Genomic DNA, 19,693 nt, shown 5'->3' with positions numbered 1-19,693 from the left:
GGAGCACAGCCATGTCCTGGTCCTTCGAGACTGCTCAGATCCACGCGGGCGCCGCGCCCGACCCGGCCACTGGTGCTCGTGCCACGCCGATCTACCAGACCACCTCCTACGTCTTCAGGGACACGCAGCACGGTGCGGATCTTTTCGCGCTGGCTGAGCCCGGGCACATCTACACGCGCATCAACAACCCCACGCAGGACGTGCTGGAGCAGCGGGTCGCCGCGCTCGAAGGGGGCGTTGCGGCTGTCGCCTTCGCGTCCGGGTCTGCTGCGGAGACCGCCGCGATCCTGAACCTGGCGCGGTCCGGGGACCACCTGGTGTCCAGTGCCTCGTTGTACGGCGGCACGTACAACCTGTTCCACTACACGTTGCCCAAGCTCGGGATCGAAGTGTCGTTCGTGGACGACCCGGATGATCTCGACGCCTGGCAGGCGGCTGTGCGGCCGAACACCAAGTTGTTCTTCGCGGAGACGTTGGCCAACCCGCGTTCCCACGTGCTGGACGTCGAAGGGGTGGCCGGGGTCGCGCACGCGAACCAGGTGCCGTTGATCGTCGACAACACGGTGCCGACGCCGTACCTGCTTCGGCCGTTGGAGCACGGGGCGGACATCGTGATCCACTCCGCGACCAAGTACCTCGGTGGGCACGGTACGGCCATCGCCGGTGTGGTCGTGGACGGCGGGAAGTTCGAGTACGGGGCGGAGAAGTTCCCCGACTTCCACGAGCCCGACCCCAGCTACAACGGGCTGCAGTACTGGCCGGTGCTCGGGCACGGGGCGTTCGCGGCGAAGCTGCGGGTGCAGGGGCTGCGGGACACGGGTGCGGCCATCGCGCCGCTGACCAGCTTCCTGGTCATCCAGGGCATCGAGACGTTGTCGCTGCGGATCGAGCGGCACGTGCAGAACGCGCAAGCGCTTGCCGAGTGGCTGGAGGGACGGGACGAGGTCGAGAAGGTCCACTACGCGGGCCTGCCGTCGTCGCCGTTCCACGAGAACGCGCGGAAGTACCTGCCCAAGGGTGCCGGCGCGGTCGTCAGTTTCGAGCTTCGCGGTGGTGTTTCGGCCGGTCGGGCGTTCGTGGACGGCACGACTCTGTTCAGCCAGCTGGTGAACATCGGTGATGTGCGGTCGTTGATCGTGCACCCGGCGTCGACCACGCACAGCCAGCTCTCGCCCGAGGAGCAGCTCGTCACGGGTGTCTCGCCCGGCCTGGTGCGGCTGTCGGTCGGGCTGGAGGGGCTGGAGGACCTCAAGGCGGACCTGGAGGCGGGCTTCACCGCGGCGAAGTCCGAGTTGTAGTGGGCGGCTGGCGGTTCGGTGATCCGTTCGGCCGGCGGAAGTGGTTCAGCCACGCCGGGACGTTCGGGGAACTGCCGGGTTTCCAGCTCGCGTACGAGACGTGGGGGACCTTGAACGCCGAGGCCTCCAACGCGGTGCTCGTGCTCCACGCCCTGACCGGCGACAGCCATGTCGCCGGGGGCGTGGAGCCGGGCCACCCGACGCCGGGCTGGTGGGACTCCCTCGTGGGGCCGGGAAAGCCGCTCGACGCGTTCTTCGTCGTCGCGCCGAACGTGCTGGGAGGCTGTCAGGGCAGCACCGGGCCCTGGCAGCACCCCCGGTTCCCGGACCTCACGATTCGCGACCAGGTCGCGGCCGAGGTGCACCTCGCGGACCACCTGGGCATCGGGCGGTGGGCCGCGGTGCTCGGCGGGTCCATGGGTGGCATGCGGGCCGTCGAGTGGGCGGTGAGCGAGCCGGAACGGGTCGAGTCGCTGCTGTTGCTGGCGACGACCGCCGCGGCGTCCGCCGAACAGATCGCGCTGGCGTCCGCGCAGGTGCACGCGATCAAGGCCGATCCTTTGGCAGGACTGGGGATCGCGCGGCGGATCGCGCACATCAGCTATCGCAGCGAGCAGGAGTTGCAGGCCAGGTTCGGGAGGCAACGGCAGGAGGACGGCCGGTTCGAGGTCGAGTCCTATCTGGACCACCACGCGGCGAAGCTGGCCCGGCGGTTCGACGCGGCCAGCTACGTCACGCTGACGGAGGCGATGAACTCGCACGACGTCGGGTACCAGCGCGGTGGGATCAAGGCGGCGTTGCGGAAGGTCACCGCGCGCACGATCGTCGCCGGTGTCGACTCGGACCGGCTCTACCCGCTGGCGCAGCAGGAAGAACTGGCGGCGGGAATCCCCGGGGCCGACGGCCTGCGAGTGATCGAGTCGCCGTACGGGCACGACGCGTTCCTGATCGAGAGCGAGCAGGTCGGCGCGCTGGTCACGGAGCTGGTGCCCGTGCGGTCAGGTACTCGTTGAGGCGTGCGGAGGCGGCCAGCATCGCCAGGCCGCGTGCGGTGAGGCGGCGGCGCCAGTCGGCGAGGGCGGCACCGAGGGTGTCGGTGCCGCCCGCCGTGCGGATCTGCTCGACGACCAAAGCGATGCGCGCCAACGGATAGCCGCCGCGCCGGAGCAGGTGGGCCAGTTCGGCGTCGCGGACGTCCTCGGCCCGGAACAGGCGGTAGCCGGTCGGCTCGCGGGACGGCACGAGGATGCCGGCCTCCTCCCACGCGCGCAGCGTCGCCGGGGTCACGCCGAGCCGCCGGGCCAGTTCGCCGATCGTGCGCGGCTCCAGGACCGGTTCGAAGTCGGTGAGGTCCTGCACGGCGTGGCTGACCGAGTCGAGGGTGGAGCGGTCGCGCAGCAGCTGTTCGTGGCCCCGGTCGATCGCCATCAGCACGTCGTCCAGCGAGTCGGCGTGAATCGCGTTCATGATCTGGCCCGCGGTGGCGTGCCCGAACGCCGGGACCAGTGCGAGGAACGTGCGCAGCGCGGCGGCGTGGACCTCGGTGTAGACGCGGTAGCCGGACAGCGTGCGCTCGGCGGGCGGGAGGAACCCGGACTCCTCGTAGTTGCGCACCGCCTGGGTCGAGAGGCCGTGCTCACGGGCGAGGTCAGTTGGTCGCACGGTTGAGACTTTAAGTGCGAAAGTCGAGAAGATCGCGCCAAAGTCTCAACTGAGCTTTCAATGTTACGGTTGAACCACATGAGCCAGGACATTCGCGAGTTCATCACCCCCTTCACCGAGCTGCTGGGGTTCGGGGAGCCCACGCACCTCGAGCACGCCCACACCTGGATCCGCAACGAGCTCTTCGAGCAGCTCACGGGCCTGGGCTTCCGCTCCATCGCCCTGGAGACCTGCCGGATCCGGGGCCTGACCGTCAACGACTACGTCCACGGCGGCCCCGGTGACCTCGACACGATCATGAAGGAGGGCTTCTCCCACACGTTCGGGGAGAACTGGCCCGCCAACCGCGAGCTCGTGCAGTGGATGCGCGAGTACAACGCGGACAAAGCGCCGCGGGAACGCCTGTCGTTCCACGGCTTCGACTTCCAGACCGAGACGGCCAGCGCGCCCAGCCCTCGTCCCTACCTCGAACACGCCCGCGACTACCTGGGTGAGGACGTGGACCTGACGATCGACGACGAGAAGTGGAGCCGTGACGAGGCCGTCATGGACCTCACCCAGTCGCCGGGGCGGTCGGAGGAGGCGATCAGGCTGCGCGAGATCGGCACCGGGATGCTCAGGCGGCTGCACGAGTGCAGGACCACCGACGAGGCGTGGGCCCGCGCGGAGACGCACCTGGTGGCCGGGCTGAGCCTGCTCCAGTACCACCGGGAGTGCGCCGAACCGAACCCGCTGGGCGTGCGCCTCAACCGCCTGTGCCAGATGCGGGACGGCGTGATGGCCCGGAACCTGCTGGAGATCCGGCGTGCCGAGGCCGCGAACGGGCCGACGTTCGTGTTCGCGCACAACGCCCACCTGCAGCGCACCGGCTCCTCGATGGAGATGGCCGGCGAACGCGTCGAGTGGTTGTCCGCGGGCGCGCTCGTGGCGCCGGTCCTCGGTGACCAGTACACCGTGATCGGCGGCACGCTCGGCCGCAACGACTCGATCGGGCTCGGCGAACCGGACGAAGCCACCTTCGAAGGCAGTCTGCAGGACCGTTTCACGACCTGGGGCATCACGAAGGACAAGCCGGAGGGAGTGCGGCGCACCGACTCCGGCGCCGACCCGATGCTGGCGATGGCCTACTTCCCGCTCGACCAGCACCTCATGGACGGTGTGGACGCTCTGCTGCACATCAAGGTTGGTCGTCCAGCGACGCGGTGATCCACGGCGCGACGGGCAGGTCGCGCGTCTCACACTCGATCGCCAGCTTCAGGGTCCACCGCAGGGCTTGTAGAACGACTGTCGCAAGCTCCTGCGGGTGCCCGTTGGCCAGGGCGATCTCGATCTGCTCCGAGGCCGCGTCCTGGTCGCCGTGCACCTCGGCCAGCAGGGCGCGGATCGCCGTGCGGACGGGTGGGTCCGCGTCGTCGATCTGGACCTCGTTCCCCTCCTCGTCGAAGACCTGCATCTTCACCGGGGTGGCGCCGCCGGAACCGAGAGCGCTGACCATGCTGCTGCACTCGGCGAACAGCAGGAGCACGAGCTCACGGATCTCCTCGTTGCCCTCGGGCGACCCGCTGAGGTACCCGGTCACGAGGTCTACCGCCACAGCGTCTTCCCCGGCCCTGGCCGCAGCCAGCGCCTCACCGGCGACGGCCGTCAGCCGTGACCAGCGATCTGGATCCTGTGGTGGTGTCACAGGTACTGCCTACCGCGCGGTGTCACGCGTTCGCAATGCCCCATCTTGATCAGAGTGCTACCGGGGTATGTCACTCCGCAGGTCAATGTGCTGATGAACGGATCCACCTAGCATCGGCTGGTGTTCCGCGCGTTGTACCGAACCGTTCTCGGTCCCGATCACACCCGAGTGCTCGCCAAGGGGCTCGGTCGGTGGCGCATCCCGGTGCACGGCGCGCTGATCATCTACGCTTTCGTGTGGGCGGTCGTCGCGAGCGCCGGCTACGTGCGCCAGGAGGACTCGGACGGCTGGTGGGTCGTCATCTTCCTGGTGACGGTCGGGCCGTACGTGCTGCTGATCTGGTCGCCGCTCTACGCCTGGCGCCTGGCGGTGCCCAGCTTTTACCTCGTCAGTCTCCTGTGTGACGGTGAGGGCGCCGAGGCCTTCCAGTACTGGACCGCGGCGCCGCTGTTCGTCGCGGTCGCGGCGTTCTACTCACGCGCCATCGTGATCAGCGCCACGGTGGTCACCATGGCGCTGATCATCGCCTCCGAACCGCAGGCCGCGGACAGGGCGCTCTTCGTGCCCATCGTCGGTGCCGCCGTCTACCTGTTCGGTGCGCGCGGCAGGGCCGAACGCGAACTCGAGGAAGAACGCGACGCCAAGGCCGCGCTGGAAGAACGTGCCCGCATCGCGCGCGAGATGCACGACGTCGTGGCCCACCACATGTCGCTGGTGGTGGTCAGGTGCGAGACCGCGCCCTACCGTCTCAAGGGGCTGAACGAGGAAGCCCAGCAGGAGTTCGCGGAAGTCGGCGAGGCCGCGCGTGAGGCGATCACCGACATGCAACGGCTGCTGGGCGTGCTGCGGACGAACGGCGAGGTTCCCCAACGGGAACCGCAGCCGGGCATCAGCCGCATCCCGGAACTGGTGCGGCCCGGCGACGAGGCCGAGGTCGGCGTGGACGACGTCCCGGAGGCGGTCGGCCTGACCGCGTACCGGATCGTGCAGGAGGCGCTCACGAACGCCACCAGGCACGCGCCCGGCTCGAAGGCGTCCGTCCACGTGCACGAAGACGAGGGTGTGCTCGAGGTGCTGGTGATCAACACCGCCGGCGGGCCGTCCAGGGGCGGCGGCAGCGGGCAGGGCCTGGTGGGGATGCGAGAACGCGTCGCCGTGCACGGCGGCACGCTGACCGTGAAGTCGACCGAAGCCGGCGGGTTCATGGTCCGGGCGAGAATTCCGTTGGGGGACAAGTGATCAGGGTGGTCGTGGTCGACGACCAGGAGATGGTGCGCGAGGGGTTCTCCGCGCTGCTCGACTCGCAGGAGGACATCCAGGTCGTCGGCGCCGCGGGGAACGGCGTGCAGGGCGTCGCGCTGGCGCGTACGGTCAGACCGGACGTCGTGCTGATGGACATCCGCATGCCCGAAATGGACGGTCTGACGGCGACGCGGTTGTTGCTGAACGGGTCGGACGGGGTGAAGGTCCTCGTGCTGACCACGTTCGACCTCGACGACTACGTCTACGAGGCGTTGCAGGCCGGCGCGAGCGGGTTCCTGCTCAAGCACGCGCCCGCCCGCGAGCTGCTCAACGCCGTCCGCGTGGTGGCCGCGGGAGAGGCCCTGCTGGCGCCGTCGATCACCAAGCGCCTGATCGAGGACTTCGTGCGGTCGCGCCGGTCCGACCGCGTCCGGCCCGCCCAGTTGTCGGTCCTGACCGACCGCGAGACCGAGATCCTCGTGCTGATCGCGCAGGGCCTGTCGAACACCGAGATCGCCGCGCACCTGGTGCTGGCCGAGCAGACCGTCAAGACGCACGTGAGCCGCGTGCTCACCAAGCTCGGCCTGCGCGACCGCGCCCAGGCCGTCATCGCGGCCTACGAGAGCGGGCTCGTGGTACCGGGGTAGCAGCGGGAAGACGGCACGCCGGGGTGACGATCCGGGGCCCGTGGTCTTCCTAGCTTCGGTTCATGCGCCGAGCCGTCCTGTTCCTCCTGCTGATCGCCCTCCCGTCGGTCGCGCCGTCGATCGCGCAGTGGCGTTCCGACGTCGCCCGCCGCGTCGCGGTCGTCGGTGACCTGAGCACCGCGCGTGACGTCGTGGTCCTCGTGCCGGGGTCCGACGTGGACGTCGGCAGGTTCGAGCGCACGGTCGGCCGGATGGCGTCCAACCTGTACGAGCAGGCGCACCGGGACGACCTCGCGGTGATCGCCTGGCTCGGGTACCGGACGCCGCAGGGGCTCGGCGTGGACGCGATGACCGGTTCCTTGGCACGTCGGGGCGCTGACGCGCTCGTCGACTTCGTCCGGTCGTTGCGAACTCGGGCGCGCGTGCACGTCGTCGGCCACAGCTACGGGTCGGTGGTGGTCGGCCTCGCGGCACACGAGCTGGACGTGGCGGACGTCGTGTTCACCGGAAGCCCCGGTGTGCGGGCGGATTCCGTCGCGGAGCTCGGGACCGGGGCTCGGGTGTGGGCGTTGCGGTCCAGCGGGGACTGGATGAGGTTCGTGCCCAACGCGCGGCTGTTCGACCTCGGGCACGGCACGGATCCGGCCTCGGACGGTTTCGGGGCGACCGTGCTGCGGTTCGAGGGCGGGAAGCACGACACGTACTACGAGCCGGGCAGCGAGACGTTGAACGCTCTCGTCCGGATCGCTTCGGGTTCGGGTTCGGGGGAGAAGCTGTGAGAAATCCGTTCATCGACGCCGTGCGGGCCATCGCCGTCGTCACGGTCGTGCTCGGCCACTGGCTGGTGACCGCGCTCGTCGACACGCCCACCGGTATGTACATCGACAGCCCGTTGAAGCACTTGTCCTCGCTGACACCGGTTTCGTGGGTGCTCCAGACGCTCGGCCTGTTCTTCTTCGTCGGTGGGTTCGCGGCCGCGCACTCGAAGACGTCGTTCCTCGTCCGGCTGAAGCAGCTCGCCGTGCCCACGCTGCTGATGCTCGGCTGCTGGGCCGCTGTCCTGTTCGGACTGACGTTGCGCGGCGTGGACCAGGGCACCGCCTGGAACATCGGGTTCCTGGTCACGACGCCGCTGTGGTTCTTCGGCGTCTACCTGGCGCTGCTCGCGTTGAAACCGTTGGTGCGCAGGCTGGACGAGTACTCGTGGGGTGTGCTCGTCCCGGTTCTGCTGGTGCTGGTCGTGCCGTACGCGGTGTGGTGGGCGGCCTGGCAGCTCGGCTTCTCCCTGGCGCGCAGGAGGATTCCCGGACCGCCGCTGCTGGTGCTGGGCGTGCTCGGGTACGCGCTGCTGACGACGTTCGGCGGCTATCCGCTGTCGGCGGTGGGCATCCCAGGCGAGGCGGTGTCGAACCTGAACCCGCCGAACTACGCGACGCTCGCGCTGGCGTTCGCGCAGATCGGCCTGGTGCTCACGATCGCACCGCTGCTGACCAGGATCGGCACGGCTAAACCCGTGACGTGGCTGAACGAGCGGGCGCTCGGGATCTTCCTGACGCACCAGAGCGCGTTGGTCACCGTGACGCTGGCGCTCAGCGCGTGGGGTGCGCTGCCGGGACTCCAGCAGCCACCAGAGGATCCGGACTGGGTGTGGCAGCGACTGCTGTGGCTGCCGGTGTGCGCGGCTGTGACCTGGGGATGGCTCCGAGCGCTGCGAGGCCGATCGCCACGGCGTGCAGCACCACCACCGGCGGGGCCGGGTCCAGCGCCAGCATCGGCGGTACGCACGCCAGCGCCGTGAGCAGCCACGGCAGACGGGTGTCGCAGCTGCCGGTGCGGGCGGTGTGGATCAGGTACCAGCCGAGCAGCAGGTGGATGACGTTCTGCAGCGGGTCCACGGGCAGCAGCACCAGCACGCCGTCACCGAGGAACCCGCTCACGACGAACCCGAGCACGCCGAGCGTCCCGAACGACACGCCCATGGCCGTCGCGAGCCGGGTGCGGTGCGACTCGTGTGCGAGTTTCGGAAGCCGGACCAGGCGCCGTTCGAACCGGTGGAACACCAGGATGAGCGGCACCAGGCCGAACACCAGCCAGGCCGGCGCCTGCGTCAGCCCCAGCAACCCGACCAGCGCGCCGACCCCGGCCAGGTACGTGAGGTACACCGTCATCGGGGCGCGGCGGGCGAAGTCCACGACGTGCCACGACCAGCCGTCGAGCCACGAGGTGACCCGGCCGCGGGCCAGCAGCGCCAGGCACACCTGCGCCACCCCGAGCACCATCATCGAGCGCGGGTAGTCGCTGAAGAACACCAGCGCGGGCAGCGTGACGGCACCCAGTCCGGCCAGCAGCCTGCGGGAGAGCTCGGTCAGCGTGCCGTCCGCGTAGAAGAAGCCGATCTGCTGCATCAGCAACGCGCCGACGATCAGGTTGACGTACCCGCCGGTCTTCCAGTCCGTCGACGTGCGCGCGATCTCGACCGCGAGCGTCAGCAGCACCAGCACGAACGGGGTGGTGCGGCGGAAGTGCTCGTGCAGCCACGCGGCCGCCGGTGTCGCGGCCACGGCGAGCAGGTAGACCCCGAGGAACCACAACGGATGCGTGATCAAGCGGCTGTACGCGTCGACCTTGACGTCCATCAGGTTCAGCGCCGCGAACAGCACCACCCACAGCAGCACGAACGCGAGCACGGGCCGCAGCAGCCACGACGTCCGGCTCGACACCCAGCAGCCGAAGCCGCCCTGGTGCGCCTGCCAGCTGCGCAGGTTCGCGTGCCCGCCCGCGAAGAAGAACAGCGGTACCGCCTGCAACGCCCACAACCACGACGTGCCGGACCCTCTGAGGTGCGCGAGCGTCGCCACCGTCTCGCCGAGCACGAGCAGCGCGAGGCTGAAGAGCCGCAGGAACGTCGCGTACCGGTCCTGCTCCGCGTGGGCCAGCACCAGGGGCAGCGAGTTCGCCGTCGTGCTCTCGCGACGACGGCCGTGCAGTCGTGCCAGCAGGAGGAACACCACGACCGCGCTGCCGAACGCCCACGCCACCACGGGTTCGTGGCCGGGCGCTCCCCACCGCTGCCGCCAGGAGTTGAACTTCAGGCCGAGCGCGTAGGTCTCGGCCACCGCGTGACAGCTCTGCCCGGCACCGCGCGGGTTCAGCCGGCACTGCGCGTGCAGGTCCGTCGTGAGCCTGTCGTCCAGCGCCTTGCGCGCCTGCGGCCCGAGCGGATCGCCCTTGTGGTCGGCGTAGCGCAGCAGGTCGTAGCCCAGGTCGTGCGCGCGGCACGCGGCGCTGAAGTCCCATTCCGTGTCACCGGCCGGGCCGGAACACCCGCCCCCCGCGTCGACGACCCGGAGCGTCCCGTCCGGTGCCGTGATGGTCTGGGGATCGCGCCCCATCTCGCGCGCGAAGTCCGACGGCAGGTTGAGGTACGGGTCGTGCGTCGCGGACGGCGCCACGAACGCGTCGACGGCGTTGGCCGCGGCGATCACGTCGGCGCTGGGCGGGATCCCGTTGTCGCCGGTCGCCGGCCGGGAGGCGACCACCCCGCAGACGAACACCGCGAGCGTGATCACCGTGAACCGGAACCAGGCCGGGAGTCGGAGGAGGAGTTTGCGCGCGCCCATTGTCGGGCAAGGTTACGGAAGGGTCTCGGCTGACCGCCAGTTCACCAGGTCAGGCGCACGCCATCCGTCGATCGGTGGATCCCCGCCCATCCCCGGCGGAGGACGGAGTGCACGACACGGCCGATGTTGCCCGGCTGGGTGCGGCGACAGGCTCGAGGAATGAAACGCCTGCTCACACCTGATCTCGCCCGCGGCGGCATGCTCGCGTTGATCGCGCTGGCGAACTCCGCGGTCTACCTCTACGGCCGTCCGTACGGGGTGCGGCAGCACGTCGTCGAGACGGACCTGGCCGATCGCCTGGTCAGCGCCGGTGTGGTGACGTTCATCGACGCCCGTGCGTACCCGATGTTCGCCTTCCTCTTCGCGTACGGCGTCGCCCGGATGGCACCGGAACGGGCCCGGTCGCGCAACCTCTGGCTGATCGTCTTCGGGTTCGTGCACGCCCTGCTGCTGTTCCCCGGCGACGTGCTGGGCCTCTACGGCCTGCTCGGGTTCGCGGTGATCGCCACGAGCAGGCTGAAGGACAGGACGTTGCTCGTGCTCGCGGCCGTCTGGCTGGTGCTGACCGCGGTGGTCCAGGGCCAGGCCTACGCGACGCCGCCGAACGGGCAGCGGTCGTTCTTCCAGTCGTTCGAGACCGCGGACCCGCTGGCCGCCATCGCGATGCATCCCGTCGAGTGGTTGCTGGTCCCGTTCGGGCTCTTCGGGGTCGGCGCCGCCGCACTCGCCGGCGTCTGGGCCGCCCGCCGTGACCTGCTGGCCGAGCCGGAACGCCACCGGCGGCTGCTGCGGCACGTCGCGACCTGGGGTCTCGGCCTGGCCGTGCTCGGCGGACTGCCCAGCGGCCTCGCGGTCGCGGGCCTCTGGCACACCTCCGCGTTGTGGCAGCTGGGCGCTCTGCACGCGGTCACCGGCGTCGCGGGCGGACTCGGGTACGCCGCGCTGATCGGGTTGGTCGTGATGCGGGTCAGGCGGCCGAACGCGGTCGTGCGGGCGATCGCGGCGTGCGGGGAACGGTCGCTGAGCTGCTACCTCTTCCAGTCCGTCGTCTTCGTGCTGCTGCTCAAGCCCTACACGCTCGGGCTGGGCGGGACGCTCGGGTCCGCGGAGGTCGCGGTGCTGGCACTGGCGACGTGGCTGGCCTCCGTGCTGCTCGCCGACCTGTTGCGGCGCAAGGACGTGCGCGGACCTGCGGAGACCCTGCTCAGCAAGGCGCGGAAGCTGCGAAGCTCACCGGCGTGAAGTCCATGGTGGAGCAGGAACGCCGGTGGAACCTGGTGTGGGCGCTCGCGCCGTACGGCCTGCTGGCCGTGGCGACGGGCGTCTACCTGGTGAGCCGGCCGGTCGCCCCGGTGCCACTGGTCGTGGTCGCCGTGCTGGCGGTGTGGCACTGGTGGTTCGTGATGGCGCACCCCGAGTGGTGGGAGCGCAGGGTCGGGCTGATGCTGCTGTACTTCGCCGGCCTGCTCGCCGCGACCGCCGTGCTGCTGCTGCACGACAGCGCGTTCGTGATCTTCGTACCGGCTTGCTACGGCCTCGCGTTCCTGGCGTTGCCCGGTTGGCTCGCCTACGCGGGCGTGGTGGTGGTGAGCGGGTTGTGGCTGGTGCCGCAGGGCACTGACATCGGCGCGACCCTGCTGGTCAACCTCGGCGTCACCACCCCGATGGCGGTCCTGATCGGCTGGATCATCCGCGTGATGGAACGCGAGGTGATCCGCCGCCGGGAGATGAACGAGCGGCTCACCGTGCTGTCCGCCGAGAACGCGAGGCTGCAGGTGCTGGAGGAACGGGCGCGGGTGGCGCGCGAGATGCACGACACCGTCGCCCAGGGCCTCACCGGCATCGTGACGCAGCTGGAGGTCGCCGAGGAGCTGACGTCCGCCGGTGATCCCGTGCGCGGCCGCATCGCCACCGCCCGCCGGCTCGCCAGGGACAACCTGGTCGAGGTGCGCCGGTCGATCGAGGCCCTGCGGCCGGGCCCGTTGCGCGACGCCAGGCTCGGCGAGGCCGTGGAACGGGCCGTGGTGGCGTGGCGGGAGGAACACGGCGTGCCGGTGCACTGCACGGTGACGGGCGACGCGCGTCCGTTGTCCGCGGAGACCGAGATCGCGGTGCTGCGCGCAGTTCAGGAAGCCTTGGCGAACGCGGGAAGGCACGCCCGCGCTCAGAGAGTGGACGTCACACTGTCCTACATGGAGGACGTGGTGGTGCTGGACGTCCTCGACGACGGCGCCGGGTTCGACCCGTCGGTGCGCGGCTTCGGCCTGACCGCGATGGAGGAACGGGTGGCGTTGCTGGGCGGCACGGTGACGGTGGAGTCCGCGCCCGGTGGCGGAACCGCGGTCAACGTCACGCTGGACGCCCGATGATCCGCGTGGTGGTCGTCGACGACCACCCGGTGGTGCGGGACGGCCTGCGCGGCATGCTCGGCACGCAGGACGACTTCGAGGTCGTCGGCGAGGCCGCGAGCGGAACGGAGGCGCTGACCGTGATCGCGGCCGTGCGCCCGGACGTCGCGGTCACCGACCTGCGGCTGCCCGCGCCGAGCGGGGCCGAGCTGGTGCGGCAGATCCGCTCACGCGCGCCCTCGACGCGGGTGCTGGTGCTGACGACGCACGACACGGACGCCGACGTGCTGTCGACGATCGAGGCGGGCGCGACCGGTTACCTGCTCAAGGACGCACCCCGGGAGGAACTGTTCCGCGCGGTGCGGGCGGCGGCGCGCTACGAGACGGTGCTGTCGCCCTCGGTCGCCGCGAGGCTGGTGCAACGGGTGCGCACGCCGGTGTCCGCCGCGCCGCTGAGCAACCGGGAGCGGGAGGTGCTGACCCTTGTCGCACAAGGGAAGACGAACCGCGAGGTGGGCGCGGCGCTGCACATCAGCGAGGCGACGGTGAAGACGCACCTGCAGCACGTCTACGCCAAGCTGGAGGTGCCGGACCGGGCTTCGGCCGTGTCCGCGGCGCACCAGCGAGGACTGCTTTAGGACGCCACCACGGCGGGTGTGAGCGAGGCGAGCGCCATCCGGGAGAGCAACGCGGCCATCTGGTCGCGGTCGAGGTGGGCGCTGTGCGGCGTCGAGTTGATGAGCCCGAACACGGCGTGCGCGGCGGCCCGTGCGGTCGGTTCGTCGAAGCCCGGCACCGTGCGCCGGATCGTCTCCACCCACACCTCGACGTACCGGCGCTGCAAGGCGCGCACCCGCCGGCGGTCCGGATCGGTGAGGTTCGCCAGGTTGCGCATCTGCACGGTGATGAGCGCGGGGTCGTCCAGTGCGAAGTCGACGTGCCAGCCGATCAGTTCCCGCAACGCCTCCTCGGCGTCCGGCGCGGCGTCCACCCGCGCCTGGCCGCCGTCGAGCAGCCGTTCGGAGATCGACGTCAGCATCTCGCCGAGCATCGCGTCCTTGCTGCGGAAGTGCCGGTAGAGCGCTGGGCCGGAGATGCCCACGGCCGCACCGATGTCGTCGATGCCCACGCCGTGGAAGCCGTGGCGTGCGAAGAGTTCGGCCGCGGCGTTGAGGATCTGGTCCCGACGTGAGGGTTTGTCGACCACGGAAGGAGGTTAGCAGCCGTTTACATGAGGCCGTGTCCTGCAGATCAGCCCGCGACAGTCGCGCCCGAGGGGGCTTCTGGCGGCACCGCCGCAACCCCCGAATGCAACCCGGTATGAGGAGGTCGCGGCGGCACCGCCAGAAGCCCTCTCGGACGTGACTCTCATCGAGCCGATCTGCAGGAGACGGCCTCACCCGATGGGTGGAATTCACGCAGGTGCAAGCGCTGATCGTTGACTATTGACCAATACTTCACACAGGCCTTACCCGTGGGTAACCATTGACCCGCAATGCATCACCCCCCTGCGGCCCCTTCGGGAGTCTTCGATGCGTCCTGCTCACTTCATCGCCTCGGTGGTCACCGCCGCCGCGGCAGTCATCGCGCTCGCCAACCCTGCCAGCGCGGCCCCCGTCAACTACGTCGCGCTGGGCGATTCCTACGCCTCCGGGCTGGGGACCGGCAGTTATGACGGTGCCAGCGGCAGCTGCAAGCGTGGTCCGCTCGCCTACCCGGCCCTCTGGGCGGCGGCGACAGCGCCCGCGACGTTCAAGTCCGTGGCCTGTTCCGGCGCGCGAACAGGCGACGTCCTCACCCAGACCAACAACCTCACGGCGGCGACGAACCTGATCACCGTGCAGGTCGGCGGCAACGACGCCGGCTTCGCCGATGTCATCACCACCTGCACCTTCGGCTCGGACCAGGACTGCACCAACCGGGTGAACCAGGCCAAGACCTACGCCGCGAACACGCTTCCCGGCCTGCTCACCAACGTCTACGGCACGATCAAGTCGAAGGCCCCGTCCGCACGGGTGGTCGTGCTCGGTTACCCGCGCATGTACAAGGTGCCGGGCTCCTGCAACGTCGGCCTGAGCGACAGCAAGCGCGCCGCGATCAACTCCGGTTCCGACGCGCTGCACAACACCATCGCCGCTCGCGCGGGGGCGGCCGGGTTCGGCTACGTCGACGTGCGCGGTGCGTTCAGCGGGCACGAGATCTGCTCGTCGAGCTGGTGGCTCAACAGCCTGAGCTGGCCGGTCGAGGAGTCGTACCACCCGAACAGGGCGGGCCACCAGAGCGGCTACCTGCCCGCTCTGCGGGCGGTCATCGGGTAGCCCTTTTCCGGAACGTGGGAGTGCCTGAAAGGCTGCTTGACCTGCGTTCGGGTCACTCTCGAGCCGTTCCTGTGGACCGCTAGGTGAGCGGGCGTTAACATGGCCTTGTTAACGCCCGCTAACCTGAGGTCTGGGGAGCATGGACGCACCTGTCCTGCGCAGCGCCGCCGAGCCGTCGGACCGCTACGCCAAGGAGCACACCGCGCTCGTCGACGAGCTGCGCGGCAAGCTCGCCACCGCCGCTCTCGGCGGTCCCGAGAAGGCACGGCAGCGGCACGTCGACCGCGGCAAGCTGCTGCCGCGCGAGCGCGTCGACACGCTGGTCGACCCCGGTTCGCCGTTCTTGGAGCTGTCGCCGCTGGCCGCCAACGGCATGTACGGCGACGAGGCACCGGCCGCGGGCATCATCACGGGCGTCGGACGCGTCTCCGGCCGTGAGTGCGTGATCGTCGCGAACGACGCCACGGTCAAGGGCGGCACCTACTACCCGATCACGGTCAAGAAGCACCTGCGGGCGCAGGAAGTGGCGCTGCAGAACAACCTTCCGTGCATCTACCTCGTCGACTCCGGCGGCGCGTTCCTGCCCCGGCAGGACGACGTGTTCCCGGACCGCGAGCACTTCGGCCGGATCTTCTACAACCAGGCCACGATGTCGGCGCGCGGGATCCCGCAGATCGCCGCCGTGCTGGGTTCGTGCACCGCTGGTGGCGCGTACGTGCCGGCGATGAGCGACGAAGCGATCATCGTCAGGAACCAGGGCACGATCTTCCTCGGCGGCCCGCCGCTGGTGAAGGCCGCGACCGGTGAAGTGGTCAGCGCGGAAGACCTCGGCGGCGGCGACCTGCACTCGCGCACGTCCGGCGTCACCGACCACCTGGCGGAGAACGACGCGCACGCGCTGCGGATGGTCCGCTCGATCATCTCCACGCTCGGCCCTCGTGCGCAACGGCCGTGGGACGTCGCGCCCGTCGAGGCGCCTGCGGTCAAGGACGACCTCTACGGTGTCGTGCCGACGGACTCCCGGACGCCCTACGACGTGCGCGAGGTGATCGCGCGGGTCGTCGACGGCTCGAAGTTCCAGGAGTTCAAGAAGGAGTACGGGCAGACGCTCGTCACCGGCTTCGCGCGCATCCACGGCCACCCGGTCGGCATCATCGCCAACAACGGCATCCTGTTCGGCGAGTCCGCCGTGAAGGGCGCGCACTTCATCCAGTTGTGCGACAAGCGGTCCATCCCGCTGGTGTTCCTGCAGAACATCACCGGGTTCATGGTCGGCCGCGAGTACGAGGCGGGCGGCATCGCCAAGCACGGCGCCAAGATGGTGACGGCGGTGGCGTGTGCGCGCGTCCCGAAGTTCACCGTGATCATCGGCGGTTCGTTCGGCGCCGGCAACTACTCGATGTGCGGCAGGGCGTACTCGCCGCGGTTCCTGTGGATGTGGCCCAACGCCCGGATTTCAGTGATGGGCGGCGAGCAGGCGGCTTCTGTGCTGGCGACGGTCCGCCGCGACCAGCTCGGTGACGAGTGGTCAGCGGAGGACGAGGAGGCGTTCAAGGCGCCGATCCGCCAGCAGTACGAGGACCAGGGCAACCCGTACTACTCGACCGCGCGGCTCTGGGACGACGGCGTGATCGACCCGCGTGACACCCGCACGGTGCTGGGACTTGCCTTGTCCAGTGCGGCGAACGCCCCCATCGACGATGTTTCCTACGGCGTCTTCCGGATGTGATCATGTTCGACAGCGTTCTGGTGGCGAACCGCGGAGAGATCGCGGTCAGGGTGATCCGCGCGTTGCGGTCGCTCGGGATCCGTTCCGTCGCCGTGTACTCCGACGCGGACGCCGAGGCGTTGCACGTCAGGCTGGCCGACGAGGCCGTGCGGATCGGGCCCGCCGCGGCCCGGGAGAGCTACCTGTCCATCGAGAAGATCGTTCAGGCCGCCGTTTCCACTGGCGCGCAGGCGATCCACCCCGGCTACGGCTTCCTCGCGGAGAACACCGCCTTCGCGGCGGCCTGCGACGCCGCGGGAATCGTGTTCGTCGGGCCGCCCGCGTCGGCGATCGACGCGATGGGCGACAAGATCCGAGCGAAGCTGACGGTGTCGGCGGCGGGCGTTCCCGTCGTGCCGGGCCGCACTCGCGCGGGCATGTCCGACGACGAGATCGTCGACGCGGCCCTGGAGATCGGTTTTCCGGTGCTGCTCAAGCCTTCCGCGGGTGGTGGCGGCAAGGGCATGCGGCTGGTGCACGAGGAATCGGCGCTGCGCGAGGCGATCGAGTCCGCACGGCGTGAGGCGCGCGGTTCGTTCGGTGACGACACGCTGCTGATCGAGCGGTTCATCACGAACCCGCGCCACATCGAGATCCAGGTCCTCGGTGACGCGCACGGCAACGTGATCCACCTCGGCGAACGCGAGTGCAGCCTCCAGCGGAGGCACCAGAAGATCATCGAAGAGGCCCCGTCGCCGTTCCTCACGCCCGAAATGCGCGAGGCCATGGGTTCCGCGGCGGTCGAGGCGGCGAAGTCCGTCGGGTACGTCGGCGCGGGCACCGTCGAGTTCATCGTGGACGGTACTTCGGGCGACTACTTCTTCATGGAGATGAACACCCGGCTGCAGGTCGAGCACCCGGTGACCGAGATGGTCACGGGCGTCGACCTCGTCGAGTGGCAGCTCCGCGTGGCCTCCGGCGAGGAACTGGATCTGAAGGTCGGACTGAACGGCCACTCGGTCGAGGCTCGCGTCTACGCCGAGGACCCGGCGCGCGGCTTCCTGCCGACCGGTGGCCGCGTGCTGGCGTTGAGCGAACCGGCCGACGTGCGCGTGGATTCCGGTTTGTACGAGGGACTTGTGGTCGGTTCGGACTACGACCCGATGCTGGCCAAGGTCATCGCGCACGGCCGCACCCGCGAGGAAGCTCTCAGGCGTCTCGACCACGCGCTCGGCCGGATGGTACTGCTCGGCGTCACGACGAACATCCCGTTCCTGCGCGCACTTCTGCGCGACGAGGACGTGCGTTCGGGCGCCCTCGACACCGGGCTGGTCGAGCGGAAGCTGGACTCGCTGACCTCCGCCGAGATCCCGGACGACGTGTACGTGGCAGCGGGCCTGGAACGTTCCCTGCAGCCGCACGGCGACGACCCGTGGGACCAGCTGGGCGGCTGGCGCGTCGGTGAACACGCCTGGACGACCTGGCGGATCAACGACGTCGACGTGCGCGTGCGCGGCGAGGAAGTCGTGGTGGGCGCCGGAGAACCGGTCCGCGCTCGGGCCCGCCGTGAAGGCGCCGACCTGCTCGTCGGCTCCCGCCGCTACTCGATGGCCCGCGACGGCGACGTGCTGTGGCTGGGCCACGACGGTGCCTCCTGGGCGCTGGTCGAGGCCGAGTTCCTGGTCGGAGCCGCCGACGATGCCGCCGCCTCCGGTGGCCCGGTGAAGTCGCCGATGCCCGGCACCGTGCTGGTCGTCCGAGCCCAGCAGGGCGAGGAAGTGACCGCTGGTCAAGCGTTGTTCGTGGTCGAGGCCATGAAGATGGAGCACACCGTGACGGCACCCGTCGACGGCGTGCTCGCCGAAGTGAACGTGCAAGCAGGCCAGCAGGTCGCACTCGACCAGGTACTGGCCCTCGTCGTCTCTCACGAGGAGTGACAGCAATGTTGGACTTCAGGCTCCCGAGCGAGTACGAGGACCTGCGCAAGACCGTCGAGGAGTTCGCGCGCGACGAGGTCGCCCCGGTCATCGGCGACTACTACGAGCGCTGCGAGTTCCCGTACCCGATCGTCGCGAAGATGGGGCAGATGGGCCTGCTGGGCCTGCCGTTCCCCGAGGAGCACGGCGGCATGGGCGGCGACTACTTCGCCCTGTGCATCACGCTCGAGGAGCTCGCGCGCGTCGACTCGTCGGTCGCGATCACGGTGGAGGCGGCGACGTCGCTGGGCGCCATGCCCATCTACCGCTTCGGCACCGAAGAGCAGAAGGCCGAGTGGCTGCCCTCCCTGACGTCCGGCCAGAAGCTCGGCGCGTTCGGCCTCACCGAACCGGGCTCCGGCTCCGACGCGGGCGCCCTCGCCACCACCGCACGCCTCGAAGGCGACGAGTGGGTCATCAACGGCACCAAGGCGTTCATCACGAACTCCGGCACGGACATCACCGGCCTGGTGACGGTCGCCGCGGTCACGGGCACCCGCCCCGACGGCCGCAAGGAGATCTCCTCGATCATCGTCCCGTCCGGCACCCCGGGCTTCACGGTGTCGAAGAAGTACTCCAAGGTCGGCTGGAGCGCCTCCGACACCCGCGAACTGTCCTTCCAGGACTGCCGCGTGCCCGCGGCGAACCTGCTCGGCACGCGAGGCCGCGGCTTCGCGCAGTTCCTGCGCACGCTGGACGAGGGCCGCGTCGCCATCGCCGCGCTGTCGGTCGGCCTCGCCCAGGGCTGCGTGGACGAGTCGGTCCGCTACGCCCACGAGCGCGAGACGTTCGGCGCGAAGATCGGCACCTACCAGGCGATCCAGTTCAAGATCGCCGAGATGGAGGCCCGCGTGCACACCGCCCGCCTGGCCTACTACGAGGCCGCGTCCCGGATGCTGCGCGGCGAGCCGTTCAAGAAGCAGGCGGCCATCGCGAAGCTGGTCTCGTCCGAGGCGGCGATGGACAACGCCCGCGACGCCACGCAGATCTTCGGCGGCTACGGCTTCATGAACGAGTACCCGGTCGGGCGGTTCTACCGCGACGCCAAGATCCTGGAGATCGGCGAGGGCACCTCCGAGGTGCAGAAGATGCTGATCGCCCGCGAGCTGGGCCTTTAGTCCGTTTCATCTAAATAGTTTCAAAACACCGGCTCGAATCGGTCTGTCCGGCTACCGTCGTCTGCCTTCCGC

17 protein-coding genes and 1 pseudogene are annotated in these 19,693 nt (G+C 69.8%); 14 read left to right on the top strand and 4 right to left on the bottom strand.

Features of this window, described 5'->3' with window-relative positions; all coding sequences use genetic code 11:
• The first annotated feature begins 11 nt into the window (after positions 1 to 11).
• Both LX88_RS34465 and metX read left to right on the top strand, forming a co-directional pair.
• Positions 12 to 1,298, top strand: coding sequence for a bifunctional o-acetylhomoserine/o-acetylserine sulfhydrylase (locus LX88_RS34465; protein ID WP_258951975.1), 1,287 nt, complete (start codon positions 12 to 14; stop codon positions 1,296 to 1,298).
• Positions 1,298 to 2,311, top strand: coding sequence for a homoserine O-acetyltransferase MetX (gene metX / locus LX88_RS34460; RefSeq protein WP_258951974.1), 1,014 nt, complete (start codon positions 1,298 to 1,300; stop codon positions 2,309 to 2,311). Before LX88_RS34465 ends, metX begins: the two co-directional genes overlap by 1 nt.
• Here metX and LX88_RS34455 read toward each other — a convergent pair.
• Entirely contained in the window at positions 2,274 to 2,960 is a 687-nt protein-coding gene (locus LX88_RS34455) for a TioE family transcriptional regulator (RefSeq protein ID WP_258951973.1), read from the bottom strand. The genes metX and LX88_RS34455 overlap by 38 nt on opposite strands.
• A 78-nt stretch (positions 2,961 to 3,038) precedes the next feature.
• On the opposite strand from LX88_RS34455, the gene LX88_RS34450 reads away from it, so the two are divergent.
• Positions 3,039 to 4,166, top strand: a complete 1,128-nt coding sequence (locus LX88_RS34450) for an erythromycin esterase family protein (RefSeq protein WP_258951972.1) — start codon at positions 3,039 to 3,041, stop codon at positions 4,164 to 4,166.
• Here the strand turns inward: LX88_RS34450 and LX88_RS34445 are convergent.
• A complete protein-coding gene (locus tag LX88_RS34445) occupies positions 4,138 to 4,644 on the bottom strand; it encodes a hypothetical protein (RefSeq protein ID WP_090067413.1) in 507 nt (168 codons plus the stop codon). The genes LX88_RS34450 and LX88_RS34445 overlap by 29 nt on opposite strands.
• Before the next feature lie 120 nt (positions 4,645 to 4,764).
• Here LX88_RS34445 and LX88_RS34440 point away from each other — a divergent pair, with 120 nt between their 5' ends.
• From LX88_RS34440 to LX88_RS34425, 4 genes and pseudogenes are all read left to right on the top strand, one after another.
• A complete protein-coding gene (locus LX88_RS34440) occupies positions 4,765 to 5,883 on the top strand; it encodes a sensor histidine kinase (RefSeq protein WP_258951971.1) in 1,119 nt (372 codons plus the stop codon).
• Positions 5,880 to 6,533 carry a response regulator gene (locus tag LX88_RS34435; RefSeq protein WP_258951970.1) on the top strand — a complete coding sequence of 218 codons (654 nt, stop codon included), beginning with the start codon at positions 5,880 to 5,882 and terminating at the stop codon, positions 6,531 to 6,533. Before LX88_RS34440 ends, LX88_RS34435 begins: the two co-directional genes overlap by 4 nt.
• A gap of 62 nt (positions 6,534 to 6,595) precedes the next feature.
• Positions 6,596 to 7,312 carry an alpha/beta hydrolase gene (locus LX88_RS34430; RefSeq protein ID WP_258951969.1) on the top strand — a complete coding sequence of 239 codons (717 nt, stop codon included), beginning with the start codon at positions 6,596 to 6,598 and terminating at the stop codon, positions 7,310 to 7,312.
• Positions 7,309 to 8,160 (top strand): annotated as a pseudogene (locus LX88_RS34425) (acyltransferase family protein); the annotation flags it as partial. The gene LX88_RS34430 and the pseudogene LX88_RS34425, both read left to right, overlap by 4 nt.
• Here LX88_RS34425 and LX88_RS44675 read toward each other — a convergent pair.
• Positions 8,123 to 10,153: a phospholipase A2 gene (locus tag LX88_RS44675; RefSeq protein ID WP_372511479.1), complete on the bottom strand. Its 2,031-nt coding sequence runs from the start codon at positions 10,151 to 10,153 to the stop codon at positions 8,123 to 8,125. The pseudogene LX88_RS34425 and the gene LX88_RS44675 overlap by 38 nt on opposite strands.
• A gap of 159 nt (positions 10,154 to 10,312) precedes the next feature.
• Here LX88_RS44675 and LX88_RS34415 point away from each other — a divergent pair, with 159 nt between their 5' ends.
• From LX88_RS34415 to LX88_RS34405, 3 genes are read left to right on the top strand one after another with little or no spacing between them, the layout of a single operon-like run.
• Positions 10,313 to 11,395 (top strand): DUF418 domain-containing protein, encoded by a 1,083-nt coding sequence (locus LX88_RS34415; protein ID WP_258951967.1) that lies wholly within the window; start codon positions 10,313 to 10,315, stop codon positions 11,393 to 11,395.
• A gap of 5 nt (positions 11,396 to 11,400) precedes the next feature.
• Complete coding sequence (locus LX88_RS34410; RefSeq protein WP_258952027.1) at positions 11,401 to 12,522, top strand: sensor histidine kinase; 1,122 nt, start codon at positions 11,401 to 11,403, stop codon at positions 12,520 to 12,522.
• The gene (locus LX88_RS34405) at positions 12,519 to 13,139 is read left to right on the top strand and encodes a response regulator (protein WP_258951966.1); all 621 of its coding nucleotides are present in this window, start codon (positions 12,519 to 12,521) and stop codon (positions 13,137 to 13,139) included. The genes LX88_RS34410 and LX88_RS34405 overlap by 4 nt, the downstream gene beginning before the upstream one ends.
• On the opposite strand, the gene LX88_RS34400 is transcribed toward LX88_RS34405, so the two are convergent.
• The gene (locus LX88_RS34400; protein WP_258951965.1) at positions 13,136 to 13,708 is read right to left on the bottom strand and encodes an SACE_7040 family transcriptional regulator; all 573 of its coding nucleotides are present in this window, start codon (positions 13,706 to 13,708) and stop codon (positions 13,136 to 13,138) included. The genes LX88_RS34405 and LX88_RS34400 overlap by 4 nt on opposite strands.
• A 325-nt stretch (positions 13,709 to 14,033) precedes the next feature.
• Here LX88_RS34400 and LX88_RS34395 point away from each other — a divergent pair, with 325 nt between their 5' ends.
• The 4 genes from LX88_RS34395 to LX88_RS34380 all read left to right on the top strand — a co-directional run bounded on the left by LX88_RS34395 (position 14,034) and on the right by LX88_RS34380 (position 19,621).
• Positions 14,034 to 14,819: an SGNH/GDSL hydrolase family protein gene (locus tag LX88_RS34395; RefSeq protein WP_258951964.1), complete on the top strand. Its 786-nt coding sequence runs from the start codon at positions 14,034 to 14,036 to the stop codon at positions 14,817 to 14,819.
• Between the two features lie 139 nt (positions 14,820 to 14,958).
• Positions 14,959 to 16,548, top strand: a complete 1,590-nt coding sequence (locus LX88_RS34390) for a carboxyl transferase domain-containing protein (protein ID WP_258951963.1) — start codon at positions 14,959 to 14,961, stop codon at positions 16,546 to 16,548.
• A gap of 2 nt (positions 16,549 to 16,550) precedes the next feature.
• Positions 16,551 to 18,464 (top strand): acetyl/propionyl/methylcrotonyl-CoA carboxylase subunit alpha, encoded by a 1,914-nt coding sequence (locus LX88_RS34385; RefSeq protein WP_307791681.1) that lies wholly within the window; start codon positions 16,551 to 16,553, stop codon positions 18,462 to 18,464.
• 5 nt (positions 18,465 to 18,469) lie between these two features.
• Positions 18,470 to 19,621, top strand: a complete 1,152-nt coding sequence (locus LX88_RS34380) for an acyl-CoA dehydrogenase family protein (RefSeq protein ID WP_258951961.1) — start codon at positions 18,470 to 18,472, stop codon at positions 19,619 to 19,621.
• Positions 19,622 to 19,693 lie beyond the last annotated feature (72 nt).

The sequence above is a fragment of the Lentzea californiensis genome, from assembly GCF_024648825.1.
Taxonomy (GTDB): Bacteria; Actinomycetota; Actinomycetes; order Mycobacteriales; family Pseudonocardiaceae; genus Lentzea; species Lentzea californiensis.
This window is presented reverse-complemented; position numbering and strand designations above follow the sequence as displayed.

Excerpts from the sequence above, each read along its gene's own strand:
- LX88_RS34380 (WP_258951961.1), top strand. The coding sequence starts at position 18,470 with ATGTTGGACTTCAGGCTCCCGAGCGAGTACGAGGACCTGCGCAAGACC.
- LX88_RS34410 (WP_258952027.1), top strand. The coding sequence starts at position 11,401 with ATGGTGGAGCAGGAACGCCGGTGGAACCTGGTGTGGGCGCTCGCGCCG.
- LX88_RS34415 (WP_258951967.1), top strand. The coding sequence starts at position 10,313 with ATGAAACGCCTGCTCACACCTGATCTCGCCCGCGGCGGCATGCTCGCG.
- LX88_RS34465 (WP_258951975.1), top strand. The coding sequence starts at position 12 with ATGTCCTGGTCCTTCGAGACTGCTCAGATCCACGCGGGCGCCGCGCCC.
- LX88_RS34450 (WP_258951972.1), top strand. The coding sequence starts at position 3,039 with ATGAGCCAGGACATTCGCGAGTTCATCACCCCCTTCACCGAGCTGCTG.
- LX88_RS34405 (WP_258951966.1), top strand. The coding sequence starts at position 12,519 with ATGATCCGCGTGGTGGTCGTCGACGACCACCCGGTGGTGCGGGACGGC.
- LX88_RS44675 (WP_372511479.1), bottom strand. The coding sequence starts at position 10,153 with ATGGGCGCGCGCAAACTCCTCCTCCGACTCCCGGCCTGGTTCCGGTTC.
- LX88_RS34385 (WP_307791681.1), top strand. The coding sequence starts at position 16,551 with ATGTTCGACAGCGTTCTGGTGGCGAACCGCGGAGAGATCGCGGTCAGG.
- LX88_RS34430 (WP_258951969.1), top strand. The coding sequence starts at position 6,596 with ATGCGCCGAGCCGTCCTGTTCCTCCTGCTGATCGCCCTCCCGTCGGTC.
- LX88_RS34395 (WP_258951964.1), top strand. The coding sequence starts at position 14,034 with ATGCGTCCTGCTCACTTCATCGCCTCGGTGGTCACCGCCGCCGCGGCA.
- LX88_RS34390 (WP_258951963.1), top strand. The coding sequence starts at position 14,959 with ATGGACGCACCTGTCCTGCGCAGCGCCGCCGAGCCGTCGGACCGCTAC.